This window comes from Bradyrhizobium canariense, from assembly GCF_019402665.1.
GTDB lineage: Bacteria > Pseudomonadota > Alphaproteobacteria > Rhizobiales > Xanthobacteraceae > Bradyrhizobium > Bradyrhizobium canariense.
The window spans coordinates 1-22,339 of record NZ_VSST01000066.1 but is presented as its reverse complement, the minus strand read 5'-3'; the positions used below and the strand labels follow the sequence as shown (position 1 = coordinate 22,339).

The 22,339-nt window shown below is 57.5% G+C and carries 15 protein-coding genes, 10 pseudogenes and 1 other annotated feature; of the genes and pseudogenes, 15 read left to right on the top strand and 10 right to left on the bottom strand.

The annotated features are described in order from the left end of the window. From FXB41_RS31785 to FXB41_RS41140, 4 genes and pseudogenes are all read left to right on the top strand, one after another. Window positions 1-245 (top strand): hypothetical protein (locus FXB41_RS31785; protein ID WP_219684586.1); only part of this gene is annotated, 245 nt, incomplete at its 5' end. Between the two features lie 241 nt (window positions 246-486). Continuing rightward, a pseudogene (locus FXB41_RS31780) lies at window positions 487-660 on the top strand (IS21 family transposase); the annotation flags it as partial. Window positions 661-1,576: 916 nt separating this feature from the next. Further along, a complete protein-coding gene (locus FXB41_RS31775; protein WP_311985928.1) occupies window positions 1,577-2,920 on the top strand; it encodes an MATE family efflux transporter in 1,344 nt (447 codons plus the stop codon). A gap of 163 nt (window positions 2,921-3,083) precedes the next feature. Next, window positions 3,084-3,434, top strand: coding sequence for a hypothetical protein (locus FXB41_RS41140; protein ID WP_246649382.1), 351 nt, complete (start codon window positions 3,084-3,086; stop codon window positions 3,432-3,434). Window positions 3,435-3,742: 308 nt separating this feature from the next. On the opposite strand, the gene FXB41_RS31765 is transcribed toward FXB41_RS41140, so the two are convergent. Beyond that, window positions 3,743-3,874, bottom strand: a complete 132-nt coding sequence (locus FXB41_RS31765; RefSeq protein WP_219684584.1) for a transposase DNA-binding-containing protein — start codon at window positions 3,872-3,874, stop codon at window positions 3,743-3,745. Window positions 3,875-4,492: 618 nt separating this feature from the next. Between FXB41_RS31765 and tnpB the strand changes: the two genes are divergently transcribed. Both tnpB and FXB41_RS31755 read left to right on the top strand, forming a co-directional pair. Further along, complete coding sequence (tnpB, locus tag FXB41_RS31760) at window positions 4,493-4,651, top strand: IS66 family insertion sequence element accessory protein TnpB (protein ID WP_219684583.1); 159 nt, start codon at window positions 4,493-4,495, stop codon at window positions 4,649-4,651. Continuing rightward, entirely contained in the window at window positions 4,648-5,046 is a 399-nt protein-coding gene (locus FXB41_RS31755; protein WP_219684582.1) for an IS66 family transposase, read from the top strand. Before tnpB ends, FXB41_RS31755 begins: the two co-directional genes overlap by 4 nt. Window positions 5,047-5,050: 4 nt before the next feature. Here the strand turns inward: FXB41_RS31755 and FXB41_RS31750 are convergent, their stop codons facing one another. Further along, window positions 5,051-5,320 carry a hypothetical protein gene (locus tag FXB41_RS31750; protein WP_219684581.1) on the bottom strand — a complete coding sequence of 90 codons (270 nt, stop codon included), beginning with the start codon at window positions 5,318-5,320 and terminating at the stop codon, window positions 5,051-5,053. A 39-nt stretch (window positions 5,321-5,359) separates the two neighbouring features. On the opposite strand from FXB41_RS31750, the gene FXB41_RS42095 reads away from it, so the two are divergent. Beyond that, complete coding sequence (locus FXB41_RS42095) at window positions 5,360-5,752, top strand: hypothetical protein (protein ID WP_376707525.1); 393 nt, start codon at window positions 5,360-5,362, stop codon at window positions 5,750-5,752. A gap of 427 nt (window positions 5,753-6,179) precedes the next feature. On the opposite strand, the gene FXB41_RS31740 is transcribed toward FXB41_RS42095, so the two are convergent. After that, the gene (locus FXB41_RS31740; RefSeq protein ID WP_219684580.1) at window positions 6,180-6,365 is read right to left on the bottom strand and encodes a hypothetical protein; all 186 of its coding nucleotides are present in this window, start codon (window positions 6,363-6,365) and stop codon (window positions 6,180-6,182) included. Between the two features lie 565 nt (window positions 6,366-6,930). On the opposite strand from FXB41_RS31740, the pseudogene FXB41_RS41130 reads away from it, so the two are divergent. Next, window positions 6,931-7,311: pseudogene (locus tag FXB41_RS41130) on the top strand (TlpA family protein disulfide reductase); the annotation flags it as partial. A 535-nt stretch (window positions 7,312-7,846) separates the two neighbouring features. Beyond that, window positions 7,847-9,208: a CapA family protein gene (locus FXB41_RS41125; RefSeq protein WP_246649380.1), complete on the top strand. Its 1,362-nt coding sequence runs from the start codon at window positions 7,847-7,849 to the stop codon at window positions 9,206-9,208. Window positions 9,209-9,249: 41 nt separating this feature from the next. On the opposite strand, the pseudogene FXB41_RS31730 reads toward FXB41_RS41125, so the two are convergent. After that, window positions 9,250-9,552: pseudogene (locus tag FXB41_RS31730) on the bottom strand (integrase core domain-containing protein); the annotation flags it as partial. 43 nt (window positions 9,553-9,595) lie between these two features. On the opposite strand from FXB41_RS31730, the pseudogene FXB41_RS31725 reads away from it, so the two are divergent. Then, window positions 9,596-10,961, top strand: a pseudogene (locus FXB41_RS31725) (IS30 family transposase). A gap of 40 nt (window positions 10,962-11,001) precedes the next feature. Here FXB41_RS31725 and FXB41_RS31720 read toward each other — a convergent pair. Both FXB41_RS31720 and FXB41_RS31715 read right to left on the bottom strand, forming a co-directional pair. Continuing rightward, window positions 11,002-11,934: pseudogene (locus tag FXB41_RS31720) on the bottom strand (IS3 family transposase); the annotation flags it as partial. After that, window positions 11,534-11,649, bottom strand: a sequence feature (AL1L pseudoknot). Its footprint overlaps the pseudogene before it by 116 nt. Window positions 11,935-12,139: 205 nt before the next feature. Beyond that, complete coding sequence (locus tag FXB41_RS31715) at window positions 12,140-13,048, bottom strand: DUF2156 domain-containing protein (RefSeq protein ID WP_219684578.1); 909 nt, start codon at window positions 13,046-13,048, stop codon at window positions 12,140-12,142. 785 nt (window positions 13,049-13,833) lie between these two features. Between FXB41_RS31715 and FXB41_RS31710 the strand changes: the two genes are divergently transcribed. From FXB41_RS31710 to FXB41_RS31695, 4 genes are all read left to right on the top strand, one after another. Further along, a complete protein-coding gene (locus tag FXB41_RS31710) occupies window positions 13,834-14,259 on the top strand; it encodes a hypothetical protein (protein WP_219684577.1) in 426 nt (141 codons plus the stop codon). 73 nt (window positions 14,260-14,332) lie between these two features. Continuing rightward, complete coding sequence (locus FXB41_RS31705; protein WP_219684576.1) at window positions 14,333-15,004, top strand: acyl-homoserine-lactone synthase; 672 nt, start codon at window positions 14,333-14,335, stop codon at window positions 15,002-15,004. A 287-nt stretch (window positions 15,005-15,291) separates the two neighbouring features. After that, window positions 15,292-16,434, top strand: coding sequence for an ATP-grasp domain-containing protein (locus FXB41_RS31700; protein WP_219684575.1), 1,143 nt, complete (start codon window positions 15,292-15,294; stop codon window positions 16,432-16,434). 449 nt (window positions 16,435-16,883) lie between these two features. Beyond that, window positions 16,884-18,203, top strand: a complete 1,320-nt coding sequence (locus FXB41_RS31695) for a phenylacetate--CoA ligase family protein (RefSeq protein WP_219684574.1) — start codon at window positions 16,884-16,886, stop codon at window positions 18,201-18,203. Between the two features lie 357 nt (window positions 18,204-18,560). On the opposite strand, the pseudogene FXB41_RS31690 reads toward FXB41_RS31695, so the two are convergent. Continuing rightward, a pseudogene (locus FXB41_RS31690) lies at window positions 18,561-19,498 on the bottom strand (IS3 family transposase); the annotation flags it as partial. A 62-nt stretch (window positions 19,499-19,560) separates the two neighbouring features. Here FXB41_RS31690 and FXB41_RS42240 point away from each other — a divergent pair. After that, window positions 19,561-20,611: pseudogene (locus tag FXB41_RS42240) on the top strand (IS110 family RNA-guided transposase). Between the two features lie 234 nt (window positions 20,612-20,845). Here the strand turns inward: FXB41_RS42240 and FXB41_RS31680 are convergent. The 3 pseudogenes from FXB41_RS31680 to FXB41_RS31670 form a co-directional block, all read right to left on the bottom strand. Next, window positions 20,846-21,109: pseudogene (locus FXB41_RS31680) on the bottom strand (transposase); the annotation flags it as partial. A 65-nt stretch (window positions 21,110-21,174) separates the two neighbouring features. Beyond that, a pseudogene (locus tag FXB41_RS31675) lies at window positions 21,175-22,020 on the bottom strand (IS3 family transposase); the annotation flags it as partial. A 26-nt stretch (window positions 22,021-22,046) separates the two neighbouring features. After that, window positions 22,047-22,339: pseudogene (locus FXB41_RS31670) on the bottom strand (hypothetical protein); the annotation flags it as partial.

Sequence of the window (22,339 nt, the reverse complement as noted above, 5' to 3'; positions counted from 1 at the left end):
GAATCGCTGGCCGCCTTCCGGGGGAATCGGTGGCCGCTTTGCCTCGGATTCCGCACCGAGTAGCGCGAACAGCGCTGCGCGGACATCAAAGAGCATTGCATTTTGTTGATGGGATCTATTTTGACGTGCTGCTGGCAATTGATTTCCTTGGCGACCACGAAGTGCGGCGCGGCAATCAGGATGGAAGTGCAGCGTCAATCAGGATGAGAGAGCTTCGCCGGGCTCGTGACGAAGGGACGGCGTAGCCCGACCGGAGTTACGAGCCCGGCGACGGCGCGATCCGAGCGGACGCACCGTCTGGTGATCGCGGCTGGCCGGTGATGGATGGTTCTTCTCGCCAAAGAGGAATCACCCGTTGCCAGGCTGCCATGTCACCGATCACCAGATGAGGCTCTACGTGAAGTTCCGTCAAACCAATTCGCCGCAAGAGGCGGCCGCGAAGGAGTCGTTCGGTTCGTCGACACCGCGCGCCTCAATCTGTTGCGCAAGCACGACCAGGTCGTCGATTATCGGCACGTGATCCGTTCCTTGCGGCGCAAGCCAATGGCGCTGCTCAATCTCGTCTACCGTGATCGGCTGTTCCCGCGCGATGCCTATCGCCGAACCTTCGATTGCTTGCGCGAACGGCTGCCGGACAGGACCAGTACAGCTCTCTACGTCCGCCGCGTTCGTAGCTAGGCGATAAGGAGGTACTGGCACGCCCGCCTTCGCGAGAAAGCTGACGTTGAGCGAATTTGTCGCAGCACCGTTCAATCGCCCTGGATCCGGGCTCGGCAGATCGAAATGCCGGGGCTGAGCTTACCGACTGCCGCATAGACTGACTCCAGGGCGCTAGTGATGCCAGTGATGTCGGTGGAGGAGGCAATCTAGAACATTCATTTATCGTCGCATCAACATTGCCGGTGTTGACGCGGATCGGCCTCGCGCTCTCCGGCCGCAAGCTAGTCGTACCGGATTGGATCAGTGGCCAAAGTAAAGTAGGGTGGACGCCAAAACGTTTGGCTGCGTGGACGCACAGCGGCGCATCGTTCCACCTTCAAGCACAATCAGAGCTCTTCGTGACATTGAATATCGACTCCAATGGTACATTCAGTGCTGCGGCCTAAAGGTGAGACACATCCCGCATCGACCCGTCTCACCGCCGAACAAAGTCAAAGCTCAAACGAGCAGCAGTGTTTTATGGACTAGAACCATTTCTGAGCTGAAAGATAGCAATGGGGCGGTGAGACAATTGAGTGGCTGCCTCCATATTTGATGCGAAACTTCATGGAAGAACAGAGATGTGCTCACTCTTCGCGCGTGTTGGAATTGGTCAATATCGGCGAAGGCCTTGCGACGATACTACCATGTTAGATAGGGGTACGTGACAAGGTTCTCGGTTAAACTGCTGCACTCCATCAGAAGGTTGGTTAGCACGCAAGACAAGAAGATGGGCGGGCCGAGTAACTCTGCTCGCAAGCGGCAGGATAGAGCGGTACGCGAGCCCCGTCCAAACTAGAAATCTACGAGGTTGGTTTAGAGGGGCTCCACAAGTCCGCGGGGAATCAATCAACGCAATCGATCAACAAGAGGCGATGTGAAACAGCAAACGCCGATCCTCGACTCCAAGCCGTTCTCGGTTACAAATCGGCAGGTCTTAGAGATCGCCATTCCCATGATGCTCGCGTCCATCACGACGCCGCTGGTCGGACTCGCCGGCGCGGTTATAGTTGGTCGATTCGCCGATGCTGCCTTGTTCGGCGGTCTAGCGGCCGGAGCGGTGGTTTTCGACGTCATCGTTGTGTCGTTTAATTTTCTGCGCTCTGGTACGTCTGGCCTTGTCGCCCAATGTTTCGGGAGAGGTGATGCTCTAGAAGAGAGGGCAGTCTTCTTGCGCGCCTTTCTGTTTGCTGCCCTTTCCGGCATGGTTCTGGCTCTACTTGCGCCGCAGATTGCCGCAATCTGCGAGTGGTTCATGAACGCGGAACCGAAGCTGACCGCGGCCATGGGCGTTTACATCCGTATTCGCCTTCTCTCGGCGCCTGCAGCGCTCATTAACTATACAATTCTCGGCTATTTCGTGGGACGTGGTGAAGTAACCGTCGCACTTTTCCTTCAACTGCTCGTCAACGGAGTGAATATCGCGTTATCGACCGTTTTGAGCGTTTATCTTGGCTGGGGTATTGCTGGAGTCGCGTGGGGGACGACGTACGCTGAGTCCACCATCATGTTCGCCGGCATATTGATCCTCATTAGGCGATTCCGCGGCATGCCGAGAATATCGGCGCAACATACCTTTGATCGGAAGGCCATGAGATTGATGCTCCACCTCAACGGCGACATCATGATCCGGTCCTTCGTGCTGATGGCAGGATACTTCGCCTTCACGCGCGAAGGTGCGCAGTTTGGTACATTGACTGTCGCCGCCAATGCAGTGCTGATGCAGTTTGTGGTGTTCGCGGAGTACTTCCTCGGCGGATTCGCAATCGCAGCACAGCAGCTCGTCGGCCGTGCCATCGGTGCGCGAGACAAGATGGCGTTTTTGCGCGCGGTCAGACTCACGGCGGGTTGGGCATTCGCGGTCGCCGGATTTGGAAGTGTGCTAGTCTTGGCGTTCGGCAAACAGCTCGTAGGCGCGATAACAAAAGCGCCGGATGTGCATGCGGAGGCATTGTTTTATCTTCCTTGGGCGGCGTTCTCTGCGGTGAGCGGTGTGTTGGCCTTCCAGATGAATGGCGTCTTCGTTGGCGCCACTTGGTCGCGTGACATGCGCAATGGGATGCTGATCTCCTTCGCAGTCTACATAGCTGCGTTGTTCGCACTCGCGAGGGTGTATGGCAATTATGGGCTTTGGGCCGCTTATCACATTTTTTTGCTCACGCGCGGGATAACCCTTCTATCGATCGTGCGTCGCCGCCTGAGCTCGTTTTTCACCGAGTGACCAGTTGATGGCGATCTTGGCAGAACAGGCAATCCCCACCTGCAAGCACGCCGTCGGTGGGAGAGGCCTCGTCTTCCGAGTCCCGCGCTCTTCGGCACGGATGACCGTCAGGGTCAAAGCGGGATAGCGCTTCTGCTTTCCGATCGGCGGTAGGACGCGACTCTTGCGATACCTGAGTCTCAAGAACGGCCTGGTCAGGATCGCCGTTGCTATCTCTGACTTCGATGCCACGCAGCCCTTCGACGGCAACCTCGCCCATTTCGTCGGCAGTGTGCCCCCCGTCTCCAGCCAAGCGGCCGACGCACGTTGTGATGAGGAAATTAGTTCCGGTCCCCTGGGCTCCGCAGAAGAGCTCGTAGAGGTCACTCTCGCGAGCACCGAGATGCATGCGTCGACCCGGATGATCCAAGAGCTGCTAGACTGCTTGAGATTTTCCGACCACCGGGCGCTTTTCTTTTTCTCGATGGGAATCCGGGTCGGATTGATCTTCTTGTTAGCGCTGCCATCCCCCTAAAGTTCTTCCGGGTCCAGAACTTAACGGCCGCCAACCCCAACGGCAGCGCCTCGGTTGTAACCGCGAGGCTCGAATGCATCAGGATGGCGGAAACCGCGTGCGATCTGAGGCCGCCCGCCTTATCTCGTCTGGCTTCTGAACTTTCGTGATGATAGCTAAATTCGGTTGCATCGTGCAGCACAAGAACCAGAAACTTCAGATGCGGCGACACGATCACGTGCCTTTGGAAATGGCCGACCAGAATGTCCGGATCGCTCACCCGGTCATTAGCGAAGAAGCGGTAGCCCGCATAGGTATTCGCCCAATCCTCACAGACGAGCGGAATGCTTTGTCCCATGGCACTTCCACTTCGTGAGCAGTTTGCGGAATCTGTCGCCGAGCCGTGCGTCCCCAAACTCGCACCCACCAATCTCTCGATCAATCCAACATTCACCTTCCAAGGATGGCGCACAGCCTTCTGCCGATCAATCCTTTAATGTCAGCCCCATAGAGCCCCCTGGCGAATCAGGTGCTCAGAAGGAGTCACCTTCTTTCGATTCAAGATTCGCCGATCAGCGGATTGGTCCGAGTGATCAAAAGTTATGGGTAATTGAAAGCCGGTGAGGGCCGTCTTCCCGGCGACAATCTTTTTGCGATGGCTTGCTGATTGATTTGCAACCAACTGAGCAAACGTGAGCAAGGTTTCGGTTCTGTCGCGTGCGGAGCGGCGGCGGCGATGGACGACGGTCGAGAATCTTCGGATCGTTCAGGACAGCCAGGCGCGGTCGGCCAGGTAATCGGAGTGGCACGTCGGCATGACGTGCATCTCAATCTCCACGGTTTGGCGGCGGCAGGCGCGAACAGGTGTCATCGGGCTCGCAGCGGCATTGCGGCAGGAGGACGAGGTGCAATTTGCGGCGATTTCAGTTCTGCCGGAGCAGCCGGCATGGACAGCTCGTGCTGGAACTGGCGGGACGATCGAGATCCTTTGCAAGCGGGGTGCAGCTTCGGATCACAGGCGCCGTCGATGCCGCGAGGTTGACGGCAGCGCTGGCTGCGTTGTTGGGTGGACGAGCCCGATGATCCCGTTGCCGACCGGGGTGCGGGTGTGGCTTGATACGGGCCATACCGACCTGAGGAAGGGCTTTGCCAACCTTGCGCTCCTGGTGCAGGAGGTGCTGAAGCGTGATGCGCTGATCGGCTATCTGTTCTTCGCCGGGCCGAACCTGCTGCGATGATCCTGTTCGAGAAGTCCGGCCAGCATCAGCCCTTGGAGCGGCAGAGCGACCGCTGTGCGCGGGAGCGCGTCGATCTGAGCCTGCCGACGCTGGCCGACCTGGTCGACGCCTGCACGAGCGTGCTGCAGCCGCTACACGCCCGGATGGAGGTGTATGTACTCGGTGCCGAGCGCCTGCATGGTGACCGACAATGTGCCGATCGTAGCGAAGGGCAAGACGATCAAGGGACATATCTGGCCTATGCCCGCGACGGCCGCCCCTTTAGCCTTCGGATGCCGCTCGCGGCGCTGTATTATGCCTCACGCGACCGGCGGCACGAAGATCCCGTGCGGCATCCTGCAGGCGGATGCCTACACGGCTACAACGAGTTGTACGATCCCTTGCGCCCGGAGTGACCGGTCACATCGCCGCGGTGCTGGTCCATTGCAGAAGGTAGTTCTTCGAGCTAGCGCACATCGCCGCCAATGAAAGGCGAGGCAAGATGCGGAGGCGATCTCGCCGATCGCGCTGGAGGCGGTCAAGCGCATCGATGCGCTGTTCGATATTGAGGAGCGGCATTAACGGAGCGTTGCTGCTGCTGAGCGGCTGAGCGGCTGAGCGGCTGAGCATCCGAGCAAGGCGCAAAGCGCGCCGCTGCTGGAGGCTCTGGAAGCCTGGCTGCGCGAGCAACGTGGCCGCCTTTCGCGCTCGGCCTAGCTCGCCGAGCCCATCGACTATAGGCTCAACCGATGGAATCGGTTCGTCCGCTTCATCGACGATGGGCGGATCTGCCTCACCAACAAAGCAGCGGAGCGGGCCCCGCGCGGCTTTTGCCCTTGCGCAACTCTTCGCTGTTCGCCCGTTCCGACCGTGGCGCCGACCGCGCCGCGGTTCACGGTCACGTTGATCATGACTGCCTATGCCGCGCGCGGTCGCACGCCGTTGTCACGTTGGTACGGTCGATCACGTGCACGGCAGAAATCTTGCGAAGAGTTTGACGGGCCCTTCCCCCGCCTTGACTGGACAGCCGCAACCGCTTCGACCTCCAGTGGCATCGCCACACCGGAGGATGGTTCTGCCTGCACCGCAGCCTTACCCTCGTTGAAGCGATTGACACCCTAAAGCTCCAAGGATTGTTCATCCCTTTTCTGAACATCGCAAAGTTCAGGCCGCGGGTACTCTCCGGGTGGTTGTGTGATCATGCTGGGCGCACTGGGCGCGGTGACGGCAACCGCACCAGCCGATGCATTGCTTAATTGGATAGGCTGGCGCGGCTTGTTTGAGGTGCTTGCCACATCCAGTGCCACCGCAGCCGGTGCGGTCTATTTTTGGGTTCCAGAGCACGCAAGTAGAAAGAGTCCCCGAGGGACAGTCAGTCTGAAGACCGTCTACACGGATGGGCGGTTCCGAAGAATTGCGCCGATTGCTTCAACAGGTATCGGGTCCGCGTGGGCCTTACAAGTCGTTGTGGGCAGCGTCTTGGCTGAGCGATGTGGAAGGGTTGGATCGAACCGGCCATGTCACACAATTGCTCGACATGGCGACAGCCCTAAGCATCGGCGCATTGCCGCTCGGCGCGGTCACCAATTCGCTGCGACGGCACCGCAAAAACATTGAAACGTTTCTCGCGATCATAGCTGCTACGTTCATTGCAGCCGAATTCGCGCTGATCTTGCATCCACTTTTCTGTCGGTACCCCGATCATTGTGGCGGTGGTCGGATCAGCAATCGCCATCAGCTACGCGATCATCGGAGATTACTTTCCGGCCGAACTGATCGCCCGCGCAAAGGGCGTGCTCAACGTTCTGCATTTCGGGTGGGCTTTCCTCGTCCAGTACGGGACGGGGTTAATTCTCGAGCAATGGCCGGCCAAGGACGGACACCACCCCTCAAGGCGTATCAGACAGAGTTCAGCATCAACTTTGTGCTGCAGCTGGCCACCCTGGTCTGGTAAGTTGAATTGGAAATCTGAGGGCGCCCTCAAGCGCAAGTCGACGGGCCAAAGCAGGTCAGTTCACGTCGTGATCCCGAGCGCCGAAATGGTCATCCTGGAAACCGATCAGGATGTGGAGTGGTGAACTCGACCTCGCGCTGCCCGGCTTCCCGCCTCGTCGTCTACCGACGCGTCAAGAACGTCCGGCCGATTGATTGCCTGCGAAGCTCCAAACAGTTGGTCGAATATGCGACATCCGTCGCAAGGTCGACAGGAATGATATGAAAAATGCGTAATATCAATGAGAGCTGGCTGGCATGCGACTTGCTAGTTTTCTCCGCAGAGCCAGCTAAAGCGAATTTGAGTAATGACCAGTCTGACTGAGAGCGCAAGTCAAGTCGGTGCGGCGAACGTGCTGAGCGTCGGTTCGCGGGCCCCGTCGATCAAAGTTGAGGACTGGCTACGTGGCCAGCCCGTTACAAGGTTCGAACCTGGGAAAGTATACATCACCGAGTTTTGGGCGAGGTGGTGCGGACCATGTATCGCCTCGATGCGGAATATTGTGGCCCTGCAAGACAAATACAGGAGCAACGGAGTTCAGGTGCTGGGCATCGCGGCCCACGAACAAACTTCGACGGACAACGAAGCGCGTGCCAGCTTGGACTCCTGGTTCACAAAGACCTTGCCAAATCTGAACTTCGCGATCGCTTCGACTGCGCCGACGAAATGGACAAGATTTGAAGGGATCCCAGCGTTTCTGTCGAGGGTTCCCCCGGCATTCGTGGTCGACCGTGACGGCCGCGTCGCCTGTATTGGCCATCCGGCGCAATGCGGGAGGCATCGCCGACTATCGATTAACTATGTCCTCCTGATGATCGGATACTGTTCATCGGTTCTGTTTCCGCCATGCGCTCCTGGTGCGATGCATCCGCACAATCTTGCCAACTTCGTCGGGCCGAACTTTCGGATCGGCGAGAGGCGCATCATGAGGCCCTTAAGAGTCGTCTCACTGCGACCGCTGCAACTGTTCAAATATGGCCTGGTTCGGAAGGCCTCTTTTCCGTTCGCGGGACCCATCGCGGCAATATTGGGCTTATCTTTGAGAGGGCGATGGCGTCTTCCAATTCGAACTCTGCTTTTGCTCGACGGTGCCGTTTCGGAGAGCTTCCCGGTCGAACAGGAGTCAAGCCGTCGTGCTGTCGAATTGCAGTGGCTCCCAGGATTGCCCACCTCAGGTGAAGTAAGTCGGAAGAAGTGTGACTTCAATACAAGGAGCCCGCGCCATGAGAAACGAACTTCCGTCGAGCGCCGAAAAAATGAGCCAAACCGCGGAGTCCTCTTTCGAGTCGAAGGCAAAAGAGGTCCTGGAAAAAGCCAGGATGTCCCGGGAATGGGATTCTCCTCTTGCAGACGCCGCTACCGATGCCGAAGAGATGACGTTCGTCGACTGGGCATATTGGCTTTACAAGGCGGAGAGGCCCGTCCTGAAAGCAGAAAAAAACGTGTGTGAAATTTTGTTCATGCACGACAAGTCTATCGTTCATTTGCCAGATGGTTTCGAAGAACGTACCTCCCTTACAATCGGCGCAGCGGGGGATTTGATGCCGTCCGATGGCATAGAATGTTCCCGAAATATAATTTTCGAAAAAGTCGCAGACGTCCTCTTCGAGGTGGACCTCTCTTTTGCGAACCTGGAAGCTCCCGTAACGGAACAGGCGTTTAAGAGCTGCGCCATTGCCGGGTGGGATCCTGAGAATTGCACGCTCCTTCGAAGCTCGGTAGCTCAGTTCTCCGCTTTGGCCGGACACAACGGCAACTATTTTACGGCGCTGAACTTTGCCAACAATCACGCACTTGATTTGGGCGTAGAGGGCATTGAAACCACGCGAAAGCTTTTTGCCCAAAATCGAATTACGGCTATCGGTATTCCGAAAGCTCCCGAAGAATACGCTCGTGCAACTGTGATCGCAAAAGCTGGAGTAAAGATCGGCTTTGTCTCGGCCACCTTCGGACTGAATGGCCGCCGGGTTCCTCCGAGCGAAAACTATCGAGTTCACAGAGCTAAACTCGTGTCGAAATTCGCTGAACCCGAGTTAGGGCTGCTCAAGAAGCAAATCGAAGACTGCGAAAGACGAAACTGTGATTTCATCATTGCTTCGATGCATTGGGGGTTCGAGTTTGAGTATTTCCCGCGCCACCATCAAATCGAAACCGCTCACCATTTGGTCGAATGCGGCGTAGATCTAATACTTGGCCACCATCCGCACGTTATTCAACCCGTCGAGTATTATCGCCCGAAAAGAGATCCGGATCGCATCGCGGTCATTGCGTATTCCTTGGGCGGCTTGACGTACGATGGCTGGGAGCCCGCGCCTCATTTGTCACTCGGCTTGGCTTTGAAAATTAAGCTGTCGAAAGGCATTATGGATGGCAATGACCGGACTTACATCGAGTGCATCAAGCCGGTTCCGGTATTCCAGAAGGTGTTTCATCAAAACCACACGAAGGTGATGCGTCTCGAAAAGCTGGAGGAGCAGCTCACTGAAACAGCGCTCGATCGCTCGGATGAGGCTTTCCTAAAGCGCGTTAAACAAATCGAAGGCTATGCCGACATGGTCTTGAAGAATCGTTACTTGAATGAGTAAGGCTGAACCTTCCCGGGTTTGCCGGAGGCCATTTGGTAAACTTATGCCGCCACGGCGGGTTGTTCCAGCATGGCGTAGTAACGTTGCTCGGCTTCGGCCGGCGGTATGTTGCCGATGGGCTCCAGGAGACGCCGGTTGTTGAACTAGTCCACCCATTCTAGCGTCGCGAACTCGACGGCCTCGAAGCTGCGCCATGGTCCGCGCCGATGGATCACCTCGGCCTTGTAGAGACCGTTGATGGTTTCGGCGAGAGCGTTGTCATAGGAATCTCCGACGCTGCCGACAGAAGGCTCCACGCCGGCTTCAGCCAGGCGCTCAGTGTATTTGATAGAGACGTATTGGGCGGATTCAAACGGTCGTCGCAACACCCTGAAGTTGGAGGTTGCGATGAAATTTGTAAGTCGACGTTCGGAGAGGTCAGGACGAGCGCCATTGCCATCGCCAGGCCGGCCTTCTGCTGCAGGACGCGATGAACAGAATAGATTTTGGAAGGCGATTGCCGCAGGGCAGAGCAGCGAAGATGCTGCGTTTGAGGCCGGATTATCGCAACCTGTCGGAAGCAGATTGTTCCGAAAGGCAGGCGGCATGCCACCAGCGATGTTCAAATCTTCGGCCAAGCCTCTCTCCGGGCGCTACCTTTCATTGGCTGAACGCGAGGAAATCGCCCTTCTAAAGGTGCAGGGCCATTCCATACGGGAGATTGGGCGCCGCTTGGGGCGGGCTGCTTCGACGGTCTCCCGTGAACTGCGGCGGAACACGGCCACCCGCGGCGGCGGGTTGGATAATCGGGCAACAACTGGCATGCAGACCGATCTGCCCGCCGGCCCAAGCCGACCAAGCTTGCGCCCAACGCAGCCTTGCGGACTTATGTGGAGGAGAGACTTGCCGGCAGGGTCGTAGCCCCGAGCGGAGCTTGTATTGCTGGCCCCACCGTTCGGTGGAACGGCCGCCGACATGGCCGGCGAAAGGATCGACGATGGGCCAAAGCGTGGAGCCCTGAGCAGATTGCCCGACGCTTGCCGATCGACTTCCCGGACGACAAGACGATGCGCATCAGCCACGAAGCCATCTATCAGGCTCTCTTCGTTCAGGGCCGCGGTATACTACGCAGCGAACTGACGGCCTGCTTGCGAACCGGCCGCGTGTTGCGCGTGCCCAGGGGGCGCGTACGCAGGCGGGCCAAGGGCTTTGTCTCGCCGGAGATCATGATCAGTGAGCGCCCCGCTGAGGCGGCCGATCGAGCCGTGCCGGGACATTGGAGGGAGACCTCATCCTCGGTCTTGGCAGCTCGGCGATCGGCACGTCTGTCGAACGCACGACGCGCTTCACAATGCTATTGCACCTTCCCCGGTTGGCGGGGCACGGCGAAGCTCCGCGCAAGAAGAATGGGCCTGCGCTTGCGGGACACGGGGCGGAAGCCGTGCGTGACGCGATCTCGCGCACCATCATCACTTTGCCCGAAGAACTACGTCGCACGCTGACCTGGGATCAAGGAGCCGAAATGGCTCAGCACGACCGTCTCAAGATCGATGCGGGCATCCAAGTCTACTTCTGCGACCCGCAAAGCCCTTGGCAGCGCGGCACTAACGAGAACACCAACGGGTTGCTGCGGCAGTACTTTCCGAAAGGCACAGACCTGAGCATCCACAGCGCCGACGAGATCTCCGCTGTAGCAGCGGTCCTCAATGCCCGACCGAGAAAGACACTGGGCTGGAAAACGCCGGCAGAAGCGCTTGACGAATTACTGTCATGAGTGAAAACAATTGGTGTTGCGACGACCGTTTGAATCCGCCTTGGCTGCCCCTGTCGCTGTGATGCACGAGCCCGCCGCGATGGACCGGTCGTCGATCGTGCAGGGCCTGCTCCAGCGCATCGAGCACGAAGCCTGCGTGCGCCGTGCGGGAGGCCCGCCAGCCCACGATCCTTCGAGCGTATGCGTCGATGACAAAGGCGACATAGACGAAGCCGGTCCAGGTTGCGACATAGGTGAAGTCGGAGCCAGAGGACGTTTGGCCGTGGCGCCTTGAACTGACGGTTGACGTGATCCAGCGGGCATGGCGCAGCCTTATCGCTGATCGTGGTCTTGACGGATTCGCCGCGGATAACACCTTGCAAACCCATGTCCCGCATCAGTCGCGACACCATGCAACGGGCAACGTCAAAGCCTTCGCGCTTGAGCTGTCGCCAGACCTTGCGCATGCCGTAGACGGAGAAGTTCTGATCGAAGACGCGCCGAACCTCGATCTTCAGCGCGGCGTCCCGCGTGGCGCGTGCCGGCAGCCTGGAGGGATCCCGCCGCTTGGCCACATGGGCGTGGTAGGTCGAGGGGGCGATCGGCAAGACTTGCAGATCGGCTCGACCCCATGCGCCCCACGATGATCGTCGATGAAGGCGATCATGGCTTGGACCGGCGGTCGAACTCCGCCATTGCAAAATAGGCGCTTGCCTTGCGCAGGATCTCGTTAGCACTGCCGAAGCTCGCGGTTCTCCCGCTCGAGCGCCTTCAGCTTCTCGGCCGTGTCGGTCGGAATGCCGGCCCGCTGCCCGCTATCGACCTCGGCCTTCTTGACCCAATCGTGCAGCGTCTGCGGCGTGCAGCCCATCTTGGCCGCAATCGACATCACTGCCGCCCAGCGCGACGGGTGCTCGCTGGCGTGATCCAGAACCATCCGAACCGCTCGGGTCCGGACCTCGGGTGGAAACTTGTTCGTCGTCTTGCTCGTCATGGCTCCATCCTCTCAGGAGTTGGAGCCTCCGGCAAACCCCCGGGGCGGTTCAGGCAGGCTCGTTGCTGGCTTACGCTTTGTTCGCTTCGGCCTAGATGATCGTTCCGCTTCATCTTTGCCCCGCACCTCGATCTGGTGGGTCACGGCGAGACACGCCACAACGACTTGCGACTTCTCGCCCCCTTTCGTCAAACAAAACGAAAGATCATCCTCGCGTCAAATCATGACCATTGTAAACCGCATCAGGAACCCGGGCCGTGTACTTCTCCACGAGACCGGCCGGCTGCCAACTGAGTTTCGCTTGGCGTAAGCCCGGGATGCCGAGATCCTGCTCTCGATTAATAAACCTCGCTTCAGCTGCAACGATCTCCGCGAATGCATGGAGAACGTATTGGTAGGCGCCCTTGAGATCCCGTACGGCCTTCTCATGATGTTCCACAAACATTTCAGAATTGAGCCGCTCGCCGACGGCAAAAGCTACTAGCCTCTGATTTACCTCCAGCACTACTCCTTTCAGTGGCAAGGAGCCAAAGTGCTGGAAAGCCACCTTAACCGCAGCTGTTTCCTCTGCTGCCGAACATCGATCAGCGACTTGCTCGCTAAACCATTTTTCTTGAAGCTCGATGCAAGCAGTTGCATCGTGTGGGTGTAAGAGCCGCACTCTAGGATTCAGGGCGGCAAACCTCCTGACTAGATTTCTTTTGTCTTCGAGCTTTTTACCCTTAAGCGCAATCAACTCTTCCGCTTTGTAGTAGTAATCGCTGTTGTCGCGGTCAAATACGGTAGACATGCCTTGCGAAAGGTCGTTTGCAAGGCTCTTCGGAATTCGAACCCATTGATACGCTGGTATTCCCGGAAGCGGCTCTCGCATGATCTCGTAAGGATGCTCACCTATCGGAGGAAAGAATTGCGGCACACTGTCGGATTTGCGTTGATAAGAGACAAGAAGGTGGCGGCGATATATACAGCATCGGTGGTTCTTTATGTCCGACCAACAGAGAATATTTGCAAAAGTCATTTCAGAGCATTTGGGCGGATACTCTGTAAGGTATTGCTCGAAGATCGGCTTGTGTACTATCGACACGGGTTGCAGCGCGTCAAAAATGCTTTTCATGACTGTTAACCTTTCGCCACGACGTATTTACTGACGACGAGTCATCAGCGTTCCTTCTAGAAACCTTGAGGTTTTCGAACTAGCTCGATCGCCGGTCAGCAAGCTCCCAGCTTCCGAACCAATGAGACGCGGCAACCCAAAACTGGCAGGTAGTTCATTCGTTGCCGACAAGCATTCATGTACGCTGCTCCAGTTTAGAGTTTTACGGCACAGCCTGGGATGACTTCAGGTTCACGTCCGACCCGACCGCATCGGCCGACGATGGCCATCAATGAAGGCAGTAGGGTCTTTGCAGCTGATCATAGACCAGGGGGGTTAGTCTCCTGTCGTCTGGCGAACAGCTCGCGTACACGTTGCTCGATACCAGTTTCTGCCATATCTGATGGAGGGCGCGATGCTTCGTGCCTGCGCCGAATCCGCCGGATGCTCATCCCCTAGCTCCCATGCCATGTAAGCGGCGTCGCCCCGGCTCGGTCAACCTGTTGAGTCTGGTAGTCAATGTCGTTGATGAGTAATTTAAGCGCCCTCTACGGCCCTGTGTTGATGGCCCATCGCCTCCCGCAACGTCTAGCAGTCATGTGAGACGCTGACCTCCCACGTTGGTCAGTGCGAATATTGGACCTCTCACGGAGGCGTCGCGTCGGGATCAGCTCACGCAAGAGAGGTGGCTTCCGTTGCCTGAACCAATTCTCGCTTTGGTAAGTGGAGCCTCTGCCGGATTAGGATGCCGTGCGGTGAGACAGAGTGATGATGACGCTTTCTGGCGCAGAAAGTCCTTTGGGTCCATGCTGACCGCGATGCTTGCTATCGGCGAGTACGCCTATGAACGCCGACAAGTTGAAATGGCTGGCCTGACCGGTGTTGAAGATCTAGGGCATGCGGCAATCGTTGCAGAAGGCTCATCGCAGATGCCAGAGTCAACATCGGTATCAAGGTCATGCGCGCGCCGGCAAACCACTTCGCTGATCGTGTCGCGCCGAAAAATCTCGAAGAACTCCGGTGTTGTCGATCTTCGTCACTTGGTCATTGTTAACGCTCTTGTGCACCGATCGGTTGATCGGCGGGTTGGAGCGAGCGCCACCGTCTGCCCAAAGAACGGAAATTGTTCGACGAGAGCGTTGTTTCGATCCGCAGCCTCAACCGCATTCGGATGTTTGTGGGCCGTTTCGATGGCTCACGATTGCATCTCCAAAAATCATCTTCCAGCTTGAGAAACTCCCGGAATTCCGGGATTCCAACTTTGGTAACCGAGATCGATACTCTCGTTGGACTAGGAACAGCAGAATGATTCACACGGTCGATAGTGACAACAAGCTGCTCTATCAACACGAGCTCGAGGAGCACTTCCGGCTGCGACATCGGATCTACGTTGATGAGCGCAAATGGATTGCGCTCAAACAAGCCGACGGCCGCGAGATCGATCAGTTCGATACTGATGAGGCCATCTACCTCATGGCGCTCGATAGAGGGCATGTAATAGGTGGCGCGAGGCTTGTTCCAACGCTTCAGCCGCACCTGTTGGCGAATGTCTTCCCCTTTTTGGCCAATGTAGAAGGGATTCCGCGCGGACCAGGTATTTATGAATGGACGCGAATTTTCGTTGTCCCGGAGCATCGCGGTCCGAATAGTAGTGTTCTGCACGCGATGCTTGCCGGTATGATGGAGTATTGCTTGGGTCGTTCGATCACAGCGATTACAGCGGTAATGGAGACATGGTGGTTGCCACGCTTTCACAACCTTGATTGGGATGTAAAACTATTGGGCGAGCCGGCTGATATCGACGGAATGAGCTGCGTCGGCGCAATGATCTCGGTTACTGAAGCAGCATGGCGCCGCACCATCGCGGTCGGCCGGCTCGAAGCGCCGGTTCTTCACGCCCGGTGCCGTCACGATGATTCGATCGCTAAGGGCGTGCTACCTCATGAGCGATCCAGTAGCTCGAAAGTCCAAGATTGACGAAGATCACAAGATGGGAGCGTTGTCATATGTCAACTCAGGTAACATCGGGAACAGCGGCAATCGAGGCCGTCCCTGCAATTAGCCAGATGGATGCACAGGTCGAGCGTCGCCTCTGCGAGTTCGCAAGCTCCGACTCAACGTCGATCTGGAAGACTCAAGACGAACTGTCAGGAGCAATTGCCAACGCGGGCGTCCACTTTGAGGGTCAAGCTTGCCCCGTATGTCTCCGGCCCCTTACGATCGACTCCAGTCTGACGAGCCACCTAACCGCTGCCGCTGAGGGCGTGATCAAGCTTCTTGATGTCGCCGCTGAACTGTACTGCCGCGATGAAGAAGTGCAAAAGCTGTTTCCAGCCTACAAACATTTGCGACATTGGATCACCTCTCTGCCGAAACATAGGCCGATCGCAACAATATGCCGACTGGATGGCTTGTTCGGCAAGGATGGCAATTACAAGATAATCGAGACGAATACCGAAGGGCCTGGAGGTGTCATTCAGACTGGCGTCATCGCCAGAGTCTGGAGCCGCACGCCGAACATATTGACAGATGGCTTGTCACTTGAGGTGAGTAAACAGCCCCTCATTAAGGATCCGAATTGTTTTGTCCGGGAGCTCGCGTCTACCTATCATGCCGCCACTGGATGCACACTCAGAGCCGCGGCGGTAGCGAACTTTCGCGGTCGCTTTGCAAACGAAGTAGATTGGATCGTGAAGGGTCTGGAAGGAGCAGGAATCAAAGCAACATTGCTGGATGCAAGCACAATCAGGCGAGCGCCTGGAGGAGTTGTTGGACCGGACGGCGAACCAATCGAACTTGTTTATAACAAACTCGATGTCCGAGACCTCGTAGGGGCTACCGAATGTAGCGACTACTTAGATGCCTGTGCGGCACAAGAGGTGGTTTCGATAAATCCGTGGATATCCCAGTGGGTATTATCTGATAAGGCGATTCTTGCTGTTCTCAGCGACGATCGATTCAGTTCGAATTTTGACGCTGCTCAGATTGAGCTGATTGCGCGCCATATTCCATGGACACGCGTTGTGAGAGCGGGCCAAACGACGGACCCAGAGCGGTGCCGGATTGAGCTCATAAGCTACATCCGGGACCACAAGGCGAGTCTGGTTCTGAAACCGTCGAACGCTACGCGGGGCGAACATGTCGTGATCGGGCGCTTCGCGTCTCCTCAGGAGTGGGAGGAATACATTGAACGAGCCGCCAGCAGTCCGTATGTTGTTCAGGAATACCTTAGGCCTGGACAAATTACAGCTCTGCACCTCCCAAGCCGCTCAATCAAGAAGATGGTGTATGGAATTGACTGCTATGTATTTGGCGGGCGTCTAGTTGGCTTTAACTCACGCGCAAGCTGCGATCCTGTGATGAACGTTGGGCGAAGTGGGGTTCTAATGCCGGTCACGACTGCCTAAATGTTAGGTGGCCGGCTCGCCAAGATTTAATCTAGGGAAAACGCCGGCGGACAAAAGTGCAATTCGATCGGAATTGCGGTTATCTGGACGCAATTAGCAGTGACGGAGCAGGCATGTACAACAGGATTAAAACGCGGCGCTCGGAGCACGCGCTAATCGGTCGAGCTACTTAGGGCCTGGCTGCAGTTCAAAAACTATGCGCTCCGAGCTGATCCGTTTCTCTTTAAGTTTACGCGCAGGCTCAATTGCATGGCTGAGATGTTCGAACGATTTCAGTCGATCGTGAAGCTCCACTGCCGGAGATTTCTGGCAACGGAGAACTACAGCAGAATGGGCCAGCTTCTCAGAGAACCGGACAAAGGAATTATCGTTGCGGTGCTTTGGAGTTTGTGGCGGATCGAAACTCTCGCGTCCTAAGATATTCTTCAATCGGCTTCCTAAGGAACCACATGGACCCGAAAATTGACCCGATAGAAATGGACCGCGTTTCCGCCCACATCCGAGCCGACTACCATCGGCACTCACTGCTCAACTTATGGCAGCGAGCAATCCGACACCCAAGCACCTGCGAGCAGTTCCCCGTCGGACCGGCCCAACCGACGGTACACAACATTGAGCAAGCATGGGAACAGGTCAGGATTCGGGAGGCGTACGATCATGCCGCGTACATCCGGTCGTGTTTACCGAAAGTCGCCCGGACGAACCCCGCGTCCGATATCATATTTTCGTCCGGAGGCTCGACGGGCAAGTCAAAGATTCTGATGGGGACCTATGGAGAAACGCTGTACAATGCCAGGTTTCATGGAAAAGGTTACAATTTTGCGGGCATCAAAAGTGACGACACTGTGTTCGAATTAGGAGGGCATGGGACCTATGATACTGACTATTGCGCTTACCATGCCTTGTCAAAAATTGGATGCACGATCATACCAGTTAACGATCATAAGAGAGGCAGGGAGAATGCCGAGATAATGCGTGAGTTGCGGCCAACCGCAATCCTTGCAGTTCCGAGCGGCCTCTATCCACTCATATCTTACTTGGAAAAGATGGATGTGACGCACGATGAAGTTAGGCTCATCGTCACAGGCGGAGAGCCGCTGTCTCCGCAGCTTCGACAGCGTCTCGTTCAACGCTTCGGGAAAAACGTTTCATTTGGATCGGTTTTTCAGACGTCCGATCATGGGACGCTAGGTTTCGAATGCGCCTTTTGCAGCAAAGGTGAGTACCATCTTCATGAAGGCTTAATATACGTGGAGCTCGAAAGAAAGAGAGATGAGGGCGTATCGGAACTCGTGGTTTCCAACCTGCATCGCTCCCGAATGCCAGTGGTTCGGCTTCGTACGGGAGATTATGTTGAATGGGCCGACCCAAACGGATCGTGCTCATGCGGGTTAACTTCAAGGAAAATACGAGTTCTCGGAAGAGTGAGCGACCTTCTAAAACTTGGAGGGACGGCAATCGACGGAAAGATCTTATCCTCCTTGCCGGAGCGGGTCGGAGTTCACGAGAATAAGATCAATATAGTCATTCGGAGGGATCAGTTGAACCGCGACATCATCGAGATCGCAATTTGCGATGAGCTTCGCTCGAAGCACGAAAAGGCTCTGCAAGCGGGACTTCTGTCCATCGAGATCATTGAGACCGCTATCAGGGCTGGGCGCGTTATAGGTCCGAAGTTTGTTGCGCCTCTAGGAAAGAAGGAGAAGACCTCGGATTATGGCAAGCTGCGGGTGTTGAGGGATCTAAGAGAGCTAGAACCGGTCGCCTGAAGAAAATTGTCAGTGTTGACATGACAGGCGCGGGCTGACATCAGAATTGTCGCCAAAGCTCGAGTCGGCGAATGCGTTGGAACGTGACCGCGTTACGTGGCGCGACGGACTGGCGGCGGTCGCGGTGTTCACCTCGCGCCGACAGGGCGCGGACCGCCCAGCAGCTCGTGCTATTTTGCGGCGAAACTTGCGCCAGGGGCTGTTACACAGCACTTAGCTTAACCTGAGAAGGCGGGCCGTCGCCGGAGGGCGAAGCAACGCGCCAAGCTCTCACGGCGCAACGACCTCGGGGCGATGGACTATATGCTCGAGCGCTGGAGCGCGTTCACTGGAGTTGACTGACCTTGCCCCCAAGTTTTATCCAGTTCTGAGTTCGCCCCGGCGGTTGGATTTGCCCTCTTGGGCGGTGGGAGCGACGGGAGCTGGCGCGGAGCCTTCGGCATAGCGCAGCGCCAGATCCCGGCGCGGATGGCAGGTCATGGCGAACTCGGACGGCGTCTTCCATCCGAGCTGCGAGTGTGGTCGTGTGTCGTTGTTATCGACCCGCCAACATCCAAGTGTAACGCGGGCTTGTGCCAGTGACGTGAACAACGTCTCGTTCAACAGCTCATCCCGCAGCCGGCCGTTGAAGCTCTCGATGAAGGCGTTCTGCATGGGTTTGCCCGGCGCGATATAGTGCCATGCGACACGGCTCTGGTCGGTCCATGCGAGAATGGCGTTGCTGGTGAGTTCGCTGCCGTTGTCGCTGACCACCATCCTGGGCTTGCCGCGCTCGATCATCAGCCGGTCCAGTTCCCGCGCCACGCGAACGCCGGAGAGCGAGGTGTCGGCCACCAGCGCCAAGCACTCACGGGTACAATCATCGACGACGGTCAGGACGCGGAAGCGGCGGCCGTCGGTCAGCTGGTCCGACACGAAGTCGAGTGACCACCGGTCGTTCGACTTCATCGGAACCAGCATCGGCGCCCTGGTCCCGATCGCCCGCTTGCGGCCACCACGGCGGCGCACCGTCAGCTTCTCTTCCCGATAGAGCCGGAAGAGCTTTTTGTGGTTGATCGGTTGATCAGATATCCCTCCCGCTTGAGCAGAACATGCAGCCGCCGGTAGCCGAAGCGGCGGCGTTCCTGGGCAATCGCCCTCATGCGCTGGCGAAGGTTGGCATCGTCAGCCCGGGTCGTCTGATATCTCATGGTCATGCGGCAGCAGCCGATGGCTTTACACGCCCGCCGTTCGCTCATCCCGTGGGCATCCACCAGATGAGCAACAGCTTTCCGTTTCCCCGCGGGCGTCACCACTAATGGGATGACCCGCCCCGTCCTCTCAGTCAGACTGAGTTGGCTTTTGAAAGGAGGAAGCAATGAGGACACGGAACAAGCCCAGGCAGGCAACGGTGTTTGGGATCGACATTGGCAAGAACCTTTTCCACGTCTTGGGCTCGACGCCGCCGGAATGCCGATCCAGAAGGCGACCTTTCGGCGCGATACGCTCTTGCAGTTCTTCGAACGTGCAGGACCGGCTTTGGTGGGGATGGAGGCCTGCTCCGGCTCGCAATGGTTGGCCCGCAAGATCGCCGCCATGGGGCACACCGTTCGCATTATCCCAGCTCAATTCCTGAAGCCATATGTGAAGTCCAACAAAAATGACATCATCGATGCCGCGGCGATCGCCGAAGCCGTGACGAGACCACGATGCGCTTCGTCGAGCTAAGGTCGCCTGAGCACATTGACCTGCAAGCGCTGCATCGTGTTCGCGATCGGATGATGTCGCAACGGACGTGCCTCATCAATCAGATGCGCGCTTTTTGCTGGAATATGGGATCGCTATTCACCAGGGCGCCGGCAAGTTCAAGGCTGATCTGCCGAGGGTTTTGGCCGATCAGTCGAATGATCTAACCTCGACGATGCGTCGCATTCTTGCATCTACATTTGACGAGCTGCGGCAGCTGGAGCTGCGGATTGCCGAGGTCAACCGCGAGATTGAGGCAATTGCCTCTCAAAGCGATACCGCACGTCGATTGATGACCATCCCGGGCATTGGTCCGCTGGCCGCGACGGCGCTTTTGGCCGCAGCTTGATCTGCCCGCCAGTTCAAAAAGGCCCCGCGATATGGCAGCTTGGCTAGGTCTTGTCCCGAGAGAATATTCTACGGGAGGCAAAACGAAGCTGCTGGGGATAAGCAAGCGCGGCAATCGATATCTGCGCCGGATGATCATCCATGGCGCCCGTTCCTGCGTGACTCATCTTGATCGCTCGCGATACCGCCTTGGCGCGTGGCTTGATGGACTTCAGGCACGCATGCACACTAACAAGGTCACCGTCGCCTTGGCGGCCAAGGTTGCGCGGATCGCATGGGTGGTGATGACCAAGCCCGGCGCAAGCTATGAACGGCGGGATCCGGCCTTTAGCTGATCCCGTTTGTTCCAGACTGCGAGGTTCGTGAAGGTGATGACGAAACAGTCGATCGGCGCGCCGTAAACCCTGTGCAAAAAAGCGGGCTTCGAGCCCGAACCATTTATCTGGGAACGGCACGCGCGGATCTCATCATGGCCTGGCCGCAACAGCGGCCCACTTGCAAGAGGCCCGATACATTTGTGCAGACTGCATGGTCCTCATCAAACGACCTTGCGCGGGCGGGGCGGGTCATACATTCTTTCCCAGGAGGTCCTTCAGCGCCGCATTGTCCAGCATGGCGTCGGCCAGGAGCCGCTTCAGCTTCGTGTTCTCGTCCTCCAGCGTTCTGAGCCGCTTGGCCTCGGAGACGTCCATCCCGCCGAACTTGGCCTTCCATTTGTAGATGCTGGCGTCGCTGACGCCGTGCTTGCGGCACAGATCGGCCACCGAAACCCCGACCTCGTGCTCCTTCAAGATCCCGATGATCTGCTCTTCCGTAAAACGATTGCGCTTCATGCTCTGGTCCTCATCTTGGGCCAGAGCGAACTTCAAACTGGATTAAGCCCCTGGGGCAAGGTCAGCTGCTCGGCCCACGCCAACATGGCGTTCGAGGTAAACTCGGTGCCATTGTAGGAAACAATTATGCCGGGCTTGCCGCGCTGCAGCGCGGTCAGTTCACGCGCCACTCGGCGTCCCGAGATCGAGCTATCGGGGATCGCCGCCAGGCATTCCCGGGTGACGTCGTCGACGACGTTCAGGATCCGGAAACGCCGACCGCACGCGAACTGGTCATGGACAAAGTCCAGCGACCAGCGGGCATTCGGCCTGGCCTCGACCAGGATTGGAGCCCGTACGCCCACAGCGCGGCGGCGGGCGCGCCGCTTGCGTACGGTCAGGCCCTCCTCGCGATACAGCCGGTAGATCCGGTTGATCCCGGACGGCTCGCCGCGCTGCCGCAGCAGCACGAACAGCCGCCGGTAGCCGAACCCCTGCGCGCATGCGCGAGCTCACGCAACTCGATGCGCAGTTCGGTATCCGGCCGCCGACACGAGCGGTATCGGATCATCTTGCGGTCGGCGCTGACGATCGAGCAGGCCCGCCGTTCCGACGCGCCGAGTTCGGCCTGCAGATGCGCGACAGCCTCGCGCTGGGCGGCGGGCCCTACCATTTTTTTAAAGCAACTCGCGAAGTGCTGCAGCATCCAGCATCTGTTCGGCTAGGAGCTTCTTCAGCTTGGCATTCTCCTCCTCAAGCTGCTTCAGCCGCTTGGCCTCGGAAACGTCCATGCCGCCATATTTGGCCTTCCAATTATACAGCGTGGCTTCCGAGACGCCGTGCTTGCGCGCGAGATCGGCGGTCTTCGCACCAGCCTCATGTTGCCGCAGCACGCCGATAATCTGTTCCTCAGTAAACCTGGCTCGCTTCATCTGTCCGTCCTGGAGAAGGCCGGACTCTAACTCCCCGTGGAGGAAATTTGCAGGGGCAGGTCACGGCCCACCGCGCAGAACGAAGGATTTTCCCGAGACGCCAGCAGCATCTGGGCCCGCGATACCCGGCTCGCCAGCTCAGTTCTCGACCGCGAAAGAGCCGCCAAGGTCGACAGCTCTTCATCACTCATTGCCAACTCGACCGCTCGCCGCCATCCTGCCATGATACAGCTCCTCGTTTCGCCGACCGCAAACGAGGAATCCGCCAACAACCCGTCCGTTCCACCATCAACCCGCTCCACCGCGCAGGTATAATGGA